The organism is Kitasatospora sp. NPDC001095, from assembly GCF_053598615.1.
This window is the reverse complement of the sequence record NZ_JBSFKQ010000008.1, coordinates 91,414-107,904: the sequence shown is the minus strand read 5'-3', so window position 1 is coordinate 107,904 and position 16,491 is coordinate 91,414. Positions and strand designations below refer to the sequence as shown.

12 protein-coding genes are annotated in these 16,491 nt (G+C 71.9%); 3 read left to right on the top strand and 9 right to left on the bottom strand.

Features of this window, described 5'->3' with window-relative positions:
- Window positions 1–16 precede the first annotated feature (16 nt).
- From ACWDBB_RS10370 to ACWDBB_RS10360, 3 genes are all read right to left on the bottom strand, one after another.
- The gene (locus ACWDBB_RS10370; protein WP_449789171.1) at window positions 17–850 is read right to left on the bottom strand and encodes an HAD family hydrolase; all 834 of its coding nucleotides are present in this window, start codon (window positions 848–850) and stop codon (window positions 17–19) included.
- Window positions 850–3,579, bottom strand: coding sequence for a phosphoribosyltransferase (locus ACWDBB_RS10365; protein WP_449789170.1), 2,730 nt, complete (start codon window positions 3,577–3,579; stop codon window positions 850–852). The genes ACWDBB_RS10370 and ACWDBB_RS10365 overlap by 1 nt, the downstream gene beginning before the upstream one ends.
- 234 nt (window positions 3,580–3,813) lie before the next feature.
- On the bottom strand, window positions 3,814–5,022 hold the full coding sequence (locus ACWDBB_RS10360; RefSeq protein WP_449789169.1) for an HpcH/HpaI aldolase/citrate lyase family protein: 1,209 nt from the start codon (window positions 5,020–5,022) through the stop codon (window positions 3,814–3,816).
- 367 nt (window positions 5,023–5,389) lie between these two features.
- Here ACWDBB_RS10360 and ACWDBB_RS10355 point away from each other — a divergent pair, with 367 nt between their 5' ends.
- Entirely contained in the window at window positions 5,390–6,586 is a 1,197-nt protein-coding gene (locus ACWDBB_RS10355; RefSeq protein ID WP_449789168.1) for a TerD family protein, read from the top strand.
- Between the two features lie 129 nt (window positions 6,587–6,715).
- Here the strand turns inward: ACWDBB_RS10355 and ACWDBB_RS10350 are convergent, their stop codons facing one another.
- Window positions 6,716–7,456: a Tellurium resistance gene (locus tag ACWDBB_RS10350; protein ID WP_449789167.1), complete on the bottom strand. Its 741-nt coding sequence runs from the start codon at window positions 7,454–7,456 to the stop codon at window positions 6,716–6,718.
- Between the two features lie 340 nt (window positions 7,457–7,796).
- Between ACWDBB_RS10350 and ACWDBB_RS10345 the strand changes: the two genes are divergently transcribed.
- A complete protein-coding gene (locus tag ACWDBB_RS10345; RefSeq protein WP_449789166.1) occupies window positions 7,797–8,963 on the top strand; it encodes a DUF2637 domain-containing protein in 1,167 nt (388 codons plus the stop codon).
- A gap of 124 nt (window positions 8,964–9,087) precedes the next feature.
- Here ACWDBB_RS10345 and ACWDBB_RS10340 read toward each other — a convergent pair whose 3' ends face one another.
- The 5 genes from ACWDBB_RS10340 to ACWDBB_RS10320 all read right to left on the bottom strand — a co-directional run bounded on the left by ACWDBB_RS10340 (window position 9,088) and on the right by ACWDBB_RS10320 (window position 13,104).
- Window positions 9,088–10,185, bottom strand: coding sequence for a DUF475 domain-containing protein (locus tag ACWDBB_RS10340; protein WP_449789165.1), 1,098 nt, complete (start codon window positions 10,183–10,185; stop codon window positions 9,088–9,090).
- A 146-nt stretch (window positions 10,186–10,331) separates the two neighbouring features.
- A complete protein-coding gene (locus ACWDBB_RS10335) occupies window positions 10,332–10,910 on the bottom strand; it encodes a TerD family protein (protein ID WP_403059902.1) in 579 nt (192 codons plus the stop codon).
- Between the two features lie 227 nt (window positions 10,911–11,137).
- Window positions 11,138–11,713, bottom strand: coding sequence for a TerD family protein (locus ACWDBB_RS10330; RefSeq protein WP_392869701.1), 576 nt, complete (start codon window positions 11,711–11,713; stop codon window positions 11,138–11,140).
- A gap of 222 nt (window positions 11,714–11,935) precedes the next feature.
- Complete coding sequence (locus tag ACWDBB_RS10325) at window positions 11,936–12,394, bottom strand: peroxiredoxin (protein ID WP_449789164.1); 459 nt, start codon at window positions 12,392–12,394, stop codon at window positions 11,936–11,938.
- A gap of 272 nt (window positions 12,395–12,666) precedes the next feature.
- Window positions 12,667–13,104 (bottom strand): DUF3052 domain-containing protein, encoded by a 438-nt coding sequence (locus ACWDBB_RS10320; RefSeq protein ID WP_402409620.1) that lies wholly within the window; start codon window positions 13,102–13,104, stop codon window positions 12,667–12,669.
- A gap of 516 nt (window positions 13,105–13,620) precedes the next feature.
- Here ACWDBB_RS10320 and aceE point away from each other — a divergent pair.
- Window positions 13,621–16,371: a pyruvate dehydrogenase (acetyl-transferring), homodimeric type gene (aceE, locus tag ACWDBB_RS10315; RefSeq protein WP_449789163.1), complete on the top strand. Its 2,751-nt coding sequence runs from the start codon at window positions 13,621–13,623 to the stop codon at window positions 16,369–16,371.
- The last annotated feature ends 120 nt before the right edge of the window (window positions 16,372–16,491 follow it).

Sequence of the window (16,491 nt, the reverse complement as noted above, 5' to 3'; positions counted from 1 at the left end):
AGCCGTTCCGAGCCGGTCAGACCCCGACCGGCAGCGCCGACGCCCCCGCCAGGAACCGCCGGACGATCTCCTCCCCCGCCGTCACCCCCACCTCCGTCAGGGCGGTGACGCCGGGGGCCGTCCAGCCGCTGTCCGCGAGCTCGCCGTGCCCGGGGCGCCAGCCGGCGTCCGCCGCGAGCAGCAGGTCCGCGTCGAGCAGCGAGTCCCCGGCCGCCAGCACGGTGTCCGCGCCGGTGCGCCGGACGACCTCGGCCAGCGCGGCGCTCTTGGTGAGCGGCGCGGGCACCGCGTACACCTTGCGGCCCTGCAGGGAGACCGTCCAGCCGCGTTCGGCGCACCAGCCGGTCAGCTCCGCCAGCCAGCCCTCCGGCAGCGCGGCGCGCTCGACCACCAGGTAGGCGAACAGCTCGTCGGCGACCTGCCGCTTGTGCGTCCACTCCGGGTCGGCGCACAGGGCGAGCCGCCGCACGACCTCCTCCAGCGGGGCCGATCCGGCGGCGATCCGCGCGGTGATCTCGGCCCGCCAGTCGCCGTCCGGGACGCCGTCCACCAGCAGTTGCCCGCCGTTGGCGCAGATCGCGTACGCGGGGACCCAGTCCGCCGTCGGCCCCGGCAGGTTGACCCGCCCGTACTGCTCCGGCGTCCGGGTGGTGGCCGGGACGAAGCAGACCTCGCGGGCGAGTTCGGTGAGCAGTCCGGCGGCGCGCTCGGTCATGAAGGACAACGGCCTCCCCTGGTACACCTCGACGCAGAGCAGCCGCGGCGCCGACCGGTCGGGGGCCGCCAGGGCCATGGCCCGCTCGGAGTAGATCAGCGTCCGGTCGAGGTCGCTGGCCACCAGAACACCCATCAGGAATCCCTCCCCGGGACCGAAATCGAAACCGGATCCGAAAGCGAGCCCGAGCCCGACCCCGAACCGGAAAACGCGCCTGGAACCGCGCCCGAACCCGCACCGGGAACCGCCCCCGGAACCGACGCCACGGCGTGCCCGTCGCCCCCGGTCGCCCCGCGGCTGTAGCGGGGGTGGATCAGGCCGACGCAGGTGTACGGCAGGCCGTCCACCTCCTCGACCTCCACGCCGCGCTGGGCGGCGAGCAGCCGGACGTGGTCGAGGTCCGCACCTGCGCCGCGCCGGGCGAGGATCCGCCAGGGGACGCGGCGCAGCAGGACCCGGGTGGTCTCACCGACGCCGGGCTTGACCAGGTTGACGTTGCCGATGCCGTACTCGGCGCTGATCCGCTCGACCGCGGCCCAGCCGGCCCAGTCGGGTGCCCGGTGCGGGTCGTCAGCGAGCCGGTCGGCGCCCGCGACGGCCGCGGCGCGGACCTCGCCGAAGCGGGCGGCCACCGCGTCCAGGAAGGCCGCCGAGACGTCGCTCCCGGCCAGTTCGGCGTAGTGCTTGGCGCCGTGGAAGTCGTCCGGCCCGATCAGCCCGGCCCGCAGCACCGTGCGCGAAACCAGCCCGGAGACGGTGGAGTTGAGGCAGGCGGACGGAATCAGGAAGTCGTCCCGGGTACCGTACGTCCGCACGCAGCGGCCCGGATCGGCGAGCACCGCGAGGTCCGGGTCGAAGCCGGTGCCGGCCAGTGTGCCGGCGAGTTCACGGGTGATCGCGCCCTTGCCGGTCCAGCCGTCCACGAACACCACGTCCTCCGCGCGGTGGTGGTTGGCCAGGTAGCGCAGCGCGACCGGGTCCATGCCACGGCCGCGCACGATCGAGACCGTGTAGTGCGGCACGGACAGGCCGTGCGCGAAGGCCAGCCAGCGGCGGACCAGGATGCCGACGGGCGTGCCGGCCCGGGCCAGCGAGGCGAGCACCAGCCCCGGGCCGCGCTCGCGCAGCAGCGTCTCGGCGACGGTGCCGACGGCGAGCGCGATCCGGCCGGCGGAGTCGCGCAGCGCCTGGTGGAACAGCTCCTGGTACTCGGGGCTGGGCTGGTACTCGACCGGCAACGACTCGGCGTAGTGCGCGCCGCCGTTCTGGACGGCCTCCTCGCGCTCCTCGGTGGGCGCCTCGAGCGCGACCCCGGAGAGGTCCTTGAGCAGCCAGGCCACCTCCTCGGCCGGGTACGAGGAGAACGCCGGCCCGTACAGGGGCGCGGGCAGCGACGCGGCCACGGACTGCGAGGCGGGCGCGGGCAGCGCCTCGACCACGGACGGCGCCTCGGCCACCGTCCGCGCCGCGGACGGCGAGGCGCCCGCGGACGCCGAGGCGGCCACGGCCACCGGCCGGTGCGAGGGCAGCACGGCGAGCACCACCTGGTCGGTCACCCGCCGCAGCTGCCCGAGCAGCGCCCGCTCACCCTCGTGCAGCGCCGGGGTGTCGGCCACGTCGTCGACCACCAGCACCACGGCGTCGAAGCGCCTCGCCGGGTCGCTGCCGGGGGCGACGTTGTACGCGTAGCGCTCGGGCGAGCCGCCGTCCTGCGGGTCGTCGTGGGCGGGGAAGGCGAGCCGGGTGCGGATGGCGTAGCCGGGGTCGTCCACCGCCAGGACGGGCGAGCGGGTGGTGGTGGAGAACCGGACGCGGTCGCCGCCGAGCCGCTCGGCGAGGGCGTCGGCCAGGCGCAGCGGCGCGTACATCAGCTCCTCGAAGCCGAGCACCAGTACCCGCTGCGCCCCGGCGGGCACGGCCTCGGCCAACTGACCGGCCAGCCGGGGCAGTTCGGCGTCCAGCCGGGCACGGTCGCGGGCGGTGAAGCCGTGCCGGCCGCCGTCCGGGAGGCCGGCGGGCCAGTCCAGCTCGACCCGGGCCAGCGGCGCGACGCCTGCCGCCTCCGGGTGCCCGGCCGCCGTGCGCCCGGCCCCTGGACCCGCAACCCCCGGACCCGCAACCCCCGGATCCCCCGGATCCCCCGCCGCCTCCCCCGCCGCCTCGGCGATCAGCCGCTCGGCCCGGCTCGGCAGGTCCTCGGGCAGCTCGACGCCGCCGCTCGCGGTGGCCACCAGGTCCAGCCGGACGCCGAGTTCGGCGGCGGTCAGGTCGAGCCGCCGCCGGTCGGCCGCGGAGCGCAGGTCCACCAGGGCGACCACCACGTAGTGCCCGCGCGGGTGGCGGGCGTGGAGGGCACGGATGGTGTTGAGCACCGTCTGCCCGGTCGAGAACTCGTCGTCCACCAGCACCAGCGGCCCGTCCCCGGCGAGGAGCCCGGGGTCGGCCGGGAGCAGCAGGTGCGAGGTGGCGTGGGAGTGCTCCTCCTCGAAGCCGCCGACCGGGGCCACGCCGGGCACCGGGCGGCGGGTGGAGTGCAGGTAGGGGGCGTCCAGGCCGTCGGCGACGCTGTGGCCGAGGCCGGTGGCGGTCTCCGCGTAGCCGAGCACGACGGCCTGCCCGGCCGCCCGCGCGCCGAGCAGTTCGCGGACCCGGCGGCCGAGTTCGAGTCCGGTGCCGTGGACCACCGAGGGCCGCTGCGGCACGTGCTTGCCGAGCACGGTGGAGACCAGCAGGTGGGAGCGCTTGGGGTTCCCCGAGCGGAGGGCCAGACCGACGAGTTCGGGGAGGCGCTCGGAGCCGGTCAGCGCGATCCCGGCCCGGTCGGCGACCCAACGGCCGGTCCACGTCTGCGGTGTTGCTGTCACTACTGGTCCTGCCTTCGGTGGTGCGATGGTGCGTTGGTCATATCCGCGCTCACGGATCCGTCCTATCCACCCCGGGGGAACCGGAGGGAACGGCTCGGGCTCGGCCACGGAAACAGTCGGCCCCCGGGTACCGGCCACCCGGGAGCGAGAGCCGTACGGGAGCCAGCCGTACAGGCATCAGCCGTACAGGGGTCAGCCATACGGGAGTCGGCCGCTCCGGAACCGGCCGCACGGTCAGCCGCACAGGCAAGCCGACAGCAGTTCCGCGAAGCTCACGTCCTCCCGGGCCACCCCGAACACCTCCGCCCGCAGCAGCACCCGCTCCGCCCAGGCCCGGTGCGGCCGGGCCTCGTTCATCTTGTTGGTGTACGCCGAGCGCAGTACCCCGCCGCCGTCCTCCTCCTGCCGGAGGATGTCGCGGGCGTCGCAGTACTCCTCGTGCGTGACCACGGAGAGGGCGTGCACGGCCGGAACGTGGCTGGGGTGGATGCAGGTCTTGCCGAGCAGGCCGTTGGCCCGGTCGAGTTCGACCTCCCGGATCAGCCCGTCCAGGTCGTGTTCGATGATCCGCCGGCGGACCTCCTCGCCGGAGGCCCGGAGCGCCCCGGAGGCGGCGGAGAGCGAGGCCCCGGCGAACGGGGTCCGGCGCAGCTGCGGCTTGAACATCCGCTCCTGCACCGGGAAGTACTCCCAGACCGGCCCGGTGACGGTGTACCCGGTGCCGTCCGCCCGGCCGAGCACGTTGACCACGTCCCCGATCACCGCCGCGACCAGTGCCACGTCGTACGCGGTGAGGTCGGGCGAGCGCCGCAGGCCGTACGCGGAGCAGAGGTCGGTGACGCCGAGCCGGACGGCGAGCACCCGGTCGCGGTGGCCGGCGAGCAGTTCGGCGATGCCGAAGAGCTGCTCCCGCCTGGTCTCCAGGTGGGCGAGTTCGGGCGACTCCAGGACGGGCATGGCGAACAGCCGCCGCCCGGTCGCGGCCTCGGCGGCGGCCAGCGCGGCCAGGTACTCACCGCCGTTCGCCGGGGTGAACTTCGGCAGCACGAAGCCGCTGAGCAGTTCGACGGCCGGTCCGAGGCGTTCGGCCAGGTCGAGGATCTGGGTGGCGGCACGGACCCTGATGAAGAGCAAGGGGTGGCTCTGTGTACAGTCGGTGAAATTCTTGACCAGGTCATTCAGTTGCTCGACCAGGTTCCGCTCGCCCGCGTCCACCTCGTGGTCGGCGATCGCGTCCTCCAGGCAGAGCACCATCGACACCACGCCCCGACCAGCGAGTTTGCGGATGTCCGCGGCCAGCGCGGGCCTGGTGGCCGGGCTGTAGAGGGTGCCGCCGAGGGCGGTGGCGAGCACCGTCGGCCCGCTCCGCGCGCTGAACGGGCGCGGCTGCTCCAGGAAGAGCCGGCCGCGTACGTCCTCGGCGAGGTGGCCGAAATGGCGCAAGGTGCTCTCCTCCAGGAAGTGGACCGGCCTGCGGCCCGTTGCCGACGACACCCTGGTCAACCGGCCGACCGGGTGCCATGGTTCCCGGGCACGCCTCCGCCGGACGCCCCTGTGCCTACCCCCCGGGGACCTTTCGACCGCCCATCGTACGGACGGGATCCGGCCGGTCCCGGTTCCCCGGCACTGAACTCCCGGAACATCCCGGTCCACTTGGGCGATCATGGATGATCACGGTTGTGGCGGCCGTGAACCTCGGAATCGACGGCGGCAAACCTCGGAAAGCGCAAGTCTTGGCAAAGCCCGACGCGGCACGGACTGCTCCGGTCACGTTGTCCGAAGGGGTGGCGAACAGGCAGGATGGTCGGCTATGACGCACGTGATGGCCAAGGGCGCCAACATCGCACTGCCGGCGGCGGCGGTCCGCGCCGTGCTGCGCTGGAGCGCCACGCCCGGTGCGCCGGACGTGGACGCGTCCGCGCTGCTGCTCGGCGCCACCGGCAAGGTCCGCTCGGACGCCGACTTCGTCTTCTACAACCAGCCCCGCCACCCCTCCGGCCTGGTCCGCCACCTGCCCAAGCAGCAGACCTCCGGCGGCGCCGAGATCATCGACACGGTCGAGGTCGAACTGGGCAAGCTGCCCGCCGGGGTGGAGCGCGTGGTGCTGGCCGGCTCCTCCGAGGGCGGGCCGTTCCGTGCGGTGCCGGGGCTGCGCCTGCTGCTCTTCGACGCCACGGCCGGCGAGGGCGCGCCCGCACTCGCCGAGTTCGAGATCGACGACGCCGAGAACGTCACCGCCCTGGTCGCGGGCGAGCTGTACCGCCGCTCCGGCGCCTGGAAGTTCCGGGCGATCGGCCAGGGCTACACCTCCGGGCTGATCGGCCTCGCCACCGACTTCGGCATCACCGTGGACGACGAGGCGGAGGCCGACCAGGCCCAGGCCCAGGCGCCCGGGTCCATTACCACCGCGGCCGGCACGCTCGACCCGCGCAGCACCCCGATGCCGGACCCGCGCTCGACCACCCCCGAGCCGGGCACCTTCACCCTGGCCCCGGCCGTCCCGCAGACACCGCCCGCCCAAGCTCCGGCCACCGTACCGGCCGCTGGCCCCGCGCCCGCACCGGCGACCCCGCCGCCGCCCGCGGCCCCGCCGACCATGCCCCCGCCGCCCACCGCGCCCCCGGCCCGCCAGCCCGGCCAGCCCGGTCAGCCCGGTCAGCCCGGTCAGCCCGGTCAGCCCGGTCAGCCCGGCAACGGTTACGGCTACCCCCAGCCCGGCACGGGCTACGGCTACCCCCACCAGCAGCAGCCCGCCGGCGGCTACGGCTACCCGCAGCCCGGCGGTTACGGCTACCCCCAACCGAACCAGCCCGTCCAGCCGAACCAGCCCGCCCCCCAGCACCAGCCCGTCCCGCAGCAGCAGGGCCCCGCCGGCTACGGCTACCCGCAGCCCGGCACCGGCCAGCAGCCGCCCGTCCCGCCGCAGCCGCCGGCGGCCCAGCCCCCGGCACCCACCGGCGAGGAGTTCGCGCTGCCCCCGCAGGGCCCGCAGTTCCAGCCCCGCTGACGCCCCCGGCGGGGCCGCCCGCCGAACCCGGCCCCGCCGACGACCCCGGCCCCGCCCGCCACAGGACCACCGATCGCCATCGGTCGCCCAACCGCACTCAACGGCTCAGTCACTCAGCCGCTCAACCGCTCAGTCGCTCTTGTACCCGCGCTGCCACTGCATCCCGAACCCGTACAGCCGGTCGATGTCCGCCTGGAACCCGTTGACGTACCGCACCTCGCGGCGCACCCTCAGCTGGTTGTCCCCCGCGTTCTCAATCAGCACCACCGCGCAGGAACGCGCCGCCCGGGCCCGCTCGTCCAGCTTGATCTCGATCCGCGGCCCGGTCTGCGGCACGATCGTGACCACCGCGTTCGACTGCTCGAAGGCCGGCGTGCCGTCGTAGATGTAGACGAAGATCAGCAGCCGCTTGAACTTGTCCTTCTTCTCCAGGTTGACGTACATCGTCTCGCCGGACGGCGCCCCGTACTGGTCGTCGCCGCTGAGCTTGATGTACGGCGCGTTCTGGAGGTCGCCGAAGAGCCCGCCGAGCGGCTGCACCACGCCCGTGCTCCCGTCGGAGAGCTCGTACATGCAGGCCAGGTCGAGGTCGACGTTGGTCGGCTCGGCGTTCTGCGGCGAGTCCGGATCCTGCGGCCGCAGGATCCGCGGGCTGAAGAACCGCCTGACGGACTCCCGCGGGCTCGTCCGGGCGGCGCCCCCGGAGCTCATCGTCCAGTGCAGGTTGACGTAGAGGTAGCCGGTGGTGGCGGCCGACCCGGTGATCGCGTGCTGCGGGGCCGACTTGGTGAGTATGACCTTGTGCTGACCACCGGGGTTGTCGAAGGTGTAGCTCTTGTCCCCGCGCAGGTACTCCCAGATCGAGACCATGCAGTCCTCTCCCCCTGCTCCCGTCAGGCGTTCTGACGGCCCGCCGACCAATGATCGGGCATCGGCCCGGCCGTCGGATACCCCGTTCACCCCCTCCCCTACCCAACCGGGCCCGACCGGCGGGTCGATTGGCCCGCAGAAGCCGCCCTCCCGTAACATGCCGCCCCTTCGGACGCGATATCGTCTAGCCGCACAGGTGTCCCGTCCGCCCCTGCGCGGGCGTGGCGGGCATGCCGTGCGGCGACGAACGAACCGTCAGGCAGTGCCCGCACGGCGGGTCCTGACCGCCTGTGTCGCACTGTGATCCTGTCCCCTGCGGAAACCCGAGGCCCGACCCGCAATGAACCTGACCTCCATACAGCTGGTCTGGACCGTCGTCGGCGGCGCAGCCCTGCTGTTCGTCGCCGTCCTGGTGGCGACGCTGCGCTTCAAGAACTCGAAGAAGGACGAGTCCGGCGACTCCTGGGAGCGCAGCGAGGAGCGCCGCCGTCGCAAGGAGATGATCTACGGCATCTCCTCGTACACGCTGCTCTTCTGCTGTGCCGGTGTCGCCGCCGCGCTGTCCTTCCACGGCCTGGTCGGCTTCGGCAAGGAGAACCTGGGTCTGTCCGGCGGCTGGGAGTACCTCGTCCCGTTCGGCCTGGACGGCGCCGCGATGTTCTGCTCGGTGCTCGCCGTCCGCGAGGCCAGCCACGGTGACGCCGCGCTCGGCTCCCGCCTGCTGGTCTGGGTGTTCGCGATCGCCTCGGCCTGGTTCAACTGGGTGCACGCCCCGCGCGGCGTGTCGCACGACGGTGCCCCGCAGTTCTTCTCCGGCATGTCGATCTCGGCGGCGATCCTGTTCGACCGGGCGCTGAAGCAGACCCGCAAGGCCGCGCTGCGCGAGCAGGGCCTGGTGCCGCGCCCGCTGCCGCAGATCCGCATCGTCCGCTGGCTGCGCGCCCCGCGCGAGACCTACGCGGCCTGGTCGCTAATGCTGCTGGAGAACGTCCGCAGCCTGGACGAGGCGGTCGACGAGGTGCGCGAGGAGCGCCAGGCGAAGCTGGACGCCAAGGCCCGCGCCCGTACCGCCGACCGCCGTGAGCGGGCCGAGCTGAAGGCCATCTCCCGCCAGACCGGCATGCTCGCCCGGGCCCGCGGCGGCCGCCAGGTTCCCGCCCTCACGGCTGCCGGAGACGGCCCGAGCGCTACGGAGCCTGCCCTAGCCGCGGGAACCGACGCCACCACCTCGACCTCGGCCTCCTCGTACTCGGCCTCGAAGCAGTCCACCGACCCGCTCGAGCCGGCCACCCTGGACTCCGGCCGACGGCCGCGCGCCGCCGTCGGCTCCTCGTACACGTCCTCCTCGTACGCGTCCTCCTCCTACACGTCCTCCTCGGTCTCGGGCACCGGGTCGTCCCGCAGCGGCTCGACCGTCGACCTGACGGCCGACGACGACACCCTGTCGATGCCGAAGCTGGACTCGCTGGAGCGCAAGCTGCGCGCGATCGAGCAGCAGCTCGGCTGACGGGCCCCGCACCCCACAGGAACGGGCCCCGCACCCCCCAGGAACGACCAGGGACACACGACGAACGGCCGCCCCCGGGAAACCCCGGAGGCGGCCGTTTCGCGTGCCGGTCGTCGGACGGCGGTTACTTGTTGCCGCTGCCGACCAGTTCCGGTTCCTCGTCCGCGCCCTCGCGCCGGTTGCGCAGGATCGACGAGCCGAGCGCCAGCCCGATGAAGGCGACGCCGATCAGGCCGGTGACGATCTCCGGGATGTGGTACTTGATCCCGACCAGCAGGATCGCCGCCAGCGCACCGATCGCGTAGTGCGCGCCGTGCTCCAGGTAGACGTAGTCGTCCAGGGTGCCCTTGCGGACCAGGAAGACGGTCAGCGAGCGGATGTACATCGCGCCGATGCCGAGGCCCAGGGTGATCTGGAAGATGTCGCTGGAGATGGCGAACGCGCCGACCACGCCGTCGAAGGAGAACGAGGCGTCCAGGACCTCCAGGTAGAGGAAGAGGAAGAACGCCGCCTTGCCGCCGACCTGGACGATCGACTTGCCGGCCTTCTCCGCCGCCTCCTCGCGCTCCTCCTCGGCCTCCAGGCCCGACTCGAAGATCGAGGAGAGGCCGTTGACGGCGAGGTAGGTGACCAGGCCGAGGACACCGGCGAGCAGGACGGTCTCCGCGTGCTCCTCGGCGAAGAAGTTGGAGGCCAGCAGCAGGGCGACCAGGGCGACGACGCTGGAGAAGGCCTCCAGCTTGCCGACCTTCTCCAGCGGCCGCTCGATCCAGGCCAGCCAGTTGTAGTCCTTCTCCTCGAAGATGAAGTCGAGGAAGATCATCAGCAGGAAGACGCCGCCGAAGGCCGCGATGGCCGGGTTGGCCGCCTCCAGGTACTGGGCGTAGGTGAGGCCCTCGTGGGTCTTGTCGGAGTGCAGCGCGAGGTCGATGACCGTCGCGGGGCTGAGCTTCGCGGTGAGGCCGACGACCAGCAGCGGGAAGACCAGGCGCATGCCGAAGACCGCGATGAGGACACCGACGGTCAGGAAGATCTTCTGCCAGTACGGGTTCATCCGCTTCAACACCGTGGCGTTGACCACCGCGTTGTCGAACGACAGGGAGATCTCCAGGATGGAGAGGATCAGCACGATGCCGAAGCCTTGGGCTCCCCAGAGCAGTCCGGCCGCGACCAGGCCGATGGCGGTGATCGCGAACGACCAGCCGAATGTGCGGAGGAACACGGGAGTTGGCTACCTTTCGGGTTCTGGCCGTGCCGGGGGCGGCCTCGTCCCGAGACGCCCTGACCGGGCCGGGCCCGGTCAGGTCACCCCCGCACTGCCCTTTGTTCTCATGATCGGGTCGGGTGAGATAAGTCCGATTTTCGCCCTTACTGTACGTTCACGCCGAAGTCGAGCGCGATGCCGCGCAGGCCGGAGGCGTACCCCTGGCCCACCGCGCGGAACTTCCACTCGCCCGCGTAGCGGTACAGCTCGCCGAAGATCATCGCAGTCTCGCTGGACGCGTCCTCGGACAGGTCGTAGCGGGCGATCTCCTGGCCGTCGACCGAGTTGACGACCCGGATGTAGGCGTTGCGCACCTGACCGAAGTTCTGGAGCCGCGCCTCGGCCTCGTAGATCGAGACCGCGAAGATCACCTTGTCGGCCTGGGCCGGGACGAGGTCCAGGTTGACCAGGACCACCTCGTCGTCACCCGTGTCGTCGCCGCCGGTGAGGTTGTCGCCCTGGTGCTCCACCGAGCCCTCGGGGCTCTTGAGGTTGTTGTAGAAGACGAAGTACTCGTCGCCGAGCACCCGCCCGCCACCACAGATCAGGGCGCTCGCGTCGAGGTCGAACGGGGCGCCCGTGGTCGAACGGGCGGACCAGCCGAGGCCGATCTGAACCTGCGTCAGGTTCGGCGCGGCCTTGGTGAGCGAGACGTTGCCACCCTTGGCGAGCGTGACCACCATGACGTTCTTCCTCCCTTGCTTCTCCCGGGGCGCCTTCCAGGTGTAATCCCCCGCGGCCCCGGCCGACCGGCTCCGGTCGGCTGAACTTCCTGAACTCCCATCCTCGCAGCGCGACGGACCACCGCGGCACCGGGGCGGACGGAACCGGGGCGGCCCCGGACCGCGGAGGTCCGGGGCCGCCCCGGCGGAACGGCGCGGGACCCGCGCCGCAGGGTGTGCCCGAAGGCTCAGACGTTGACCCCGAAGTCCTGCGCGATGCCGCGCAGGCCGGAGGCGTAGCCCTGGCCGATGGCACGGAACTTCCACTCGCTGCCGTTGCGGTACAGCTCGCCGAAGACCATCGCGGTCTCGGTGGAGGCGTCCTCGGAGAGGTCGTAGCGGGCCAGCTCCGAGTTGTCGGCCTGGTTCACCACGCGGATGAACGCGTTGCGCACCTGGCCGAAGTTCTGGCCGCGGGTCTCGGCGTCGTAGATCGAGACCGGGAAGACGATCTTCTCCACGTCCACCGGCACGCCGGCCAGGTTGACCTTGATCGCCTCGTCGTCGCCCTCCCCCTCGCCGGTCAGGTTGTCACCGGTGTGCTCGACCGAGCCGTCCGGGCTCTTCAGGTTGTTGAAGAACACGAAGTTGCCGTCCGAGGCGACCTTGCCCTGGGCGTTGCACAGCAGGGCGCTGGCGTCCAGGTCGAAGTCCGCACCGGTGGTGGTCCTGACGTCCCAGCCCAGGCCGACGACCACGGCCGTGAGGCCCGGTGCCTCCTTGGTGAGCGAGACGTTGCCGCCCTTGCTGAGGCTGACTCCCACTAGTCCTCCAAGAATCGGGAGGCACGTCCAGTGGTGCCCCCGGTGGTGCGGTCCGGGGCGTCGGGAGGCTCATCGGCTCCCGCACCCCACCCCGCCAACGGCCCGAGCGTAGTACGGGGTTCCCGTCCGCACCCCTGATCAGGCCGGACACGGCCCGACGACACCCGGCCGGCGGGTGCCGCGGGAGCGAGCGCGGCGCCGTCGGGGCGCTGGGCGGGGGCCTCAGAGCGCCGCGAGGACCTTCAGGTACTCCTGCTCGTCCCGGGCGTCCGGGAGGCCGTTGACGACGCTCCAGCGCACCGTGCCCTCGGTGTCGATCACGAAGGTGCCGCGCAGCGGGCAGCCCCGCTCCTCGTCGAGGACGCCGTACGCGCGGGTGACCTCGCCGTGCGGCCAGAAGTCGGCCAGGAGCGGGAACTCCAGCCCCTCCCGGTCGGCGAAGACCCGCTGGGAGAACTGCGAGTCGCAGGAGACGCCGAGCACCTGCACGGTGTCGTTCTGCAGGCCCGCCAGCTCCCGCTGGATCGCGCCCAGCTCGCCGGTGCAGACGCCGGTGAAGGCGAACGGGTAGAAGACCAGGACGACGTTCTTGCGGCCGCGGAAGTCGGAGAGCCGGACGGTCTCCCCGTGCTGGTTGTTGAGCTGGAAGTCCGGAGCCGGGGTGTCGACCTCGATGGCCATGGACGGGACCTTTCTGACGCGACCGCGCCGCGCGGCGGGCGCGGCAGGCCACATCCTCGCATTCGTTTACGGCGGTTCGACCGAACGGATGAGGCGGCCGGTCGCGGCCCCGGTCCGTTCGCCGTGCGCGAACGGGGCGGCGGGGCCGTCCGGGTGCGTCGGGGAGGCGGCGCCAGGGAACGCCACCCCAGGGGGTGCGGCGCCGGGGAATGCACCGGGCCCCGCCGGAGGGGTTCCTCCGGCGGGGCCCGGCGCGGGGCTTCAGAGCCCGCTCAGCGCTTGCCGCCCTTCGCCGTGGACTTGGTGGCGAGCCGGGTGGCCGCCCAGTCCTTGACGATGTTGATCGAGCTGGTCTGGGAGAGGCCCGCGGTCTTGGCCGCGTCGTTGATCTCGGAGGCCTCGATGTGGCCGTCCCGCCCGGTCTTGGGCGTCATCAGCCAGATCAGGCCGCCCTCAGCGAGGTACTCCAGCGCGTCGACGAGGGCGTCGGTGAGGTCCCCGTCGTCGTCGCGGTGCCACAGCAGGACGGCGTCGGCGACGTCGTCGTAGTCCTCGTCGACGAGATCCGTACCGGTGAGCTCCTCGATGCCCTCGCGGAGGTCCTGGTCAGTGTCTTCGTCGTACCCCAGCTCCTGGATGATCTGGCCTTCTTCGAAGCCGAGACGGGTCGCCGGGTTGGACTTGTCCGCGGGGTCCGCGGTCGCGCTCACGGGAATAACCTCCAGTATTCGGCTCGGCATCCATGCCGAGGCTGTGGCCGTAGTCCACACGGGCGCGGCGGTTCGCGCAAGTACCCGACCCCCGATCCCCTCCAAAGGTTGACGTGTCGCAGCGGGACACGCCGCGCGGCGTGGCGGGAATCACATCGATTTGCCCTTTTCTGCATGGGCCGAGGATGCTTCGGGTGGTCCTGGCCCACAGGCCGTACGCACGACCGAGATGCGAACGGCATTCGGGTCCGCGCGTGCGCGGGCGTAGAGTCTCCTGTTGGCCCTCACCCCGGCCGCCCGCCATCGGGCGGACGGGACACCAGGTCGGACCACCTCTTTTCGTAACACCCGGGGGTGTGCGGAGCGGACGAAGACGCCCGCACCGCGCACCACCAGACCGGACCGCCCACCGGGCGGAACGGTTACCGATCGGTAGAGATGACGGATCTCCGAGCGCGGTAGCACGATGGAGGCGGCGCGACACACCTCAGTTTCGACCGACAGTGAAGGAACAGCGTGGCTTCCGGATCCGATCGCAACCCGATCATCATTGGCGGCCTTCCGAGTCAGGTCCCGGACTTCGATCCCGAGGAGACCGCGGAATGGCTGGAGTCGCTCGATGCGGCCATCGACGAGCGGGGGCGTGAGCGCGCCCGTTACCTGATGCTGCGGCTGATCGAGCGCGCCCGCGAGAAGCGTGTCGCCGTGCCCGAGATGCGCAGCACGGACTACGTCAACACCATCGCGACCAAGGACGAACCGTTCTTCCCCGGCAACGAGGAGATCGAGCGCAAGATCCTCAACGCGACCCGGTGGAACGCGGCCGTCATGGTCTCCCGGGCCCAGCGCCCGGGCATCGGCGTCGGTGGCCACATCGCCACCTTCGCCTCCTCCGCGTCGCTGTACGACGTCGGCTTCAACTACTTCTTCCGCGGCAAGGACGCCGAGGGCGAGTCCGGCGACCAGGTCTTCTTCCAGGGCCACGCCTCCCCCGGCATCTACGCCCGCGCCTTCCTGCTGGACCGACTGTCCGAGCAGCAGCTCGACGCGTTCCGCCAGGAGAAGTCGAAGGCGCCTTACGGCCTCTCCAGCTACCCGCACCCGCGGCTGATGCCGGACTTCTGGGAGTTCCCGACCGTCTCGATGGGCCTCGGCCCGCTCGGCGCGATCTACCAGGCCCGGATGAACCGCTACCTGGAGCACCGCGGCATCAAGGACACCTCCGACTCGCAGGTCTACGCCTTCCTCGGCGACGGCGAGATGGACGAGCCCGAGTCGCTCGGCCAGCTGTCCCTGGCCGCCCGCGAGGGCCTGGACAACCTGACCTTCGTGGTCAACTGCAACCTGCAGCGCCTGGACGGCCCGGTCCGCGGCAACGGCAAGATCATCCAGGAGCTGGAGTCCCAGTTCCGGGGCGCCGGCTGGAACGTGATCAAGCTCATCTGGGACCGCAGCTGGGACCCGCTGCTCGCGCAGGACCGCGACGGCGTCCTGGTGAACAAGCTGAACACCACGGTGGACGGCCAGTTCCAGACCTACGCCACCGAGTCCGGCGCGTACATCCGCGAGCACTTCTTCGGCGGCGACCTGCGCCTGCGCGCCATGGTCGAGAACATGTCCGACCAGCAGATCCAGCACCTGGGTCGCGGCGGCCATGACCACAAGAAGATCTACGCGGCGTTCAAGGCGGCCCGCGAGCACAAGGGCCAGCCGACGGTCATCCTCGCCCAGACGGTCAAGGGCTGGACGCTGGGCCCCAACTTCGAGGGCCGCAACGCCACCCACCAGATGAAGAAGCTGACGGTCGAGGACCTGAAGCGCTTCCGCGACCGGCTGCACCTGCCGATCACCGACAAGCAGCTCGAGGACGGCCTGCCGCCGTACTACCACCCGGGCCGCGACTCGGAGGAGATCCAGTACATGCACGACCGCCGGGAGGAGCTCGGCGGCTACGTGCCGACCCGCAAGGTCCGCCCGCGGAAGCTGGAGCTGCCCGGCGACGACGCGTACAAGGCGGTCAAGAAGGGTTCCGGCAACCAGACCATCGCCACCACCATGGCGTTCGTCCGGCTGCTCAAGGACCTCATGCGGGACAAGGGCATCGGCAACCGCTTCGTGCCGATCGCGCCGGACGAGTACCGCACCTTCGGCATGGACTCGCTCTTCCCGTCGGCGAAGATCTACAACCCGCTCGGCCAGACCTACGAGTCGGTCGACCGGGACCTCCTCCTCGCCTACAAGGAGTCGCCGACCGGCCAGATGCTCCACGACGGCATCTCCGAGGCGGGCTGCACCGCCTCGCTGATCGCCGCCGGCTCGTCCTACGCCACCCACGGCGAGCCGCTGATCCCGGTGTACGTCTTCTACTCGATGTTCGGGTTCCAGCGCACCGGCGACCAGTTCTGGCAGATGGCCGACCAGCTGGCCCGCGGCTTCGTGCTGGGTGCCACCGCCGGCCGCACCACGCTGACCGGTGAGGGCCTGCAGCACGCCGACGGCCACTCGCACCTGCTGGCCTCGACCAACCCGGGCGTCGTGGCCTACGACCCGGCGTACGGCTTCGAGATCGCGCACATCGTCCAGGACGGTCTGCGCCGGATGTACGGCTCCAGCGCCGAACACCCGCACGGCGAGGACGTGTTCTACTACCTCACCGTCTACAACGAGCCGATCAAGATGCCGGCCGAGCCCGAGAACGTGGACGTCGAGGGCATCCTCAAGGGTCTGCACAAGTACGCGCCGGGCACCGCCGGCCAGATCCCGGCCCAGATCCTCGCCTCCGGCGTGGCCGTGCCGTGGGCCCTGGAGGCCCAGCGCATCCTCGCCGAGGAGTGGAACGTCAAGGCCGACGTCTGGTCCGCGACCTCCTGGAACGAGCTGCGCCGCGACGCGGTGGAGGCCGAGGAGTTCAACCTGCTGCACCCCGAGGAGCAGCAGCGGGTGCCGTACGTCACCCAGAAGCTCCAGGGCTCCGAGGGCCCGGTCGTCGCGGTGTCCGACTGGATGCGCGCGGTGCCGGACCAGATCGCCCGCTGGGTGCCGGGCCAGTACCAGTCGCTGGGCGCCGACGGCTTCGGCTTCGCCGACACCCGTGGCGCGGCCCGTCGCTTCTTCCACATCGACGCGCAGTCGGTCGTCCTGGCGGTGCTCACCGAGCTCGCCAAGCAGGGCAGGATCGACCGCTCGGCGCTGAAGGACGCGATCGACCGCTACCAGCTGCTGGACGTGGCCGCGGCCGACCCGGGTGCCGCCGGCGGCGACGCCTGATCAGCCCGTAGGCACTGAGGGGCCGGACTCCCGCACGGGGTCCGGCCCTTCGGCGTGCGCCGCGGACCCGCCCCGCACCCCGGTGCGGCCCCGGGCCCGCGCGAGCACCACGACGGCCCC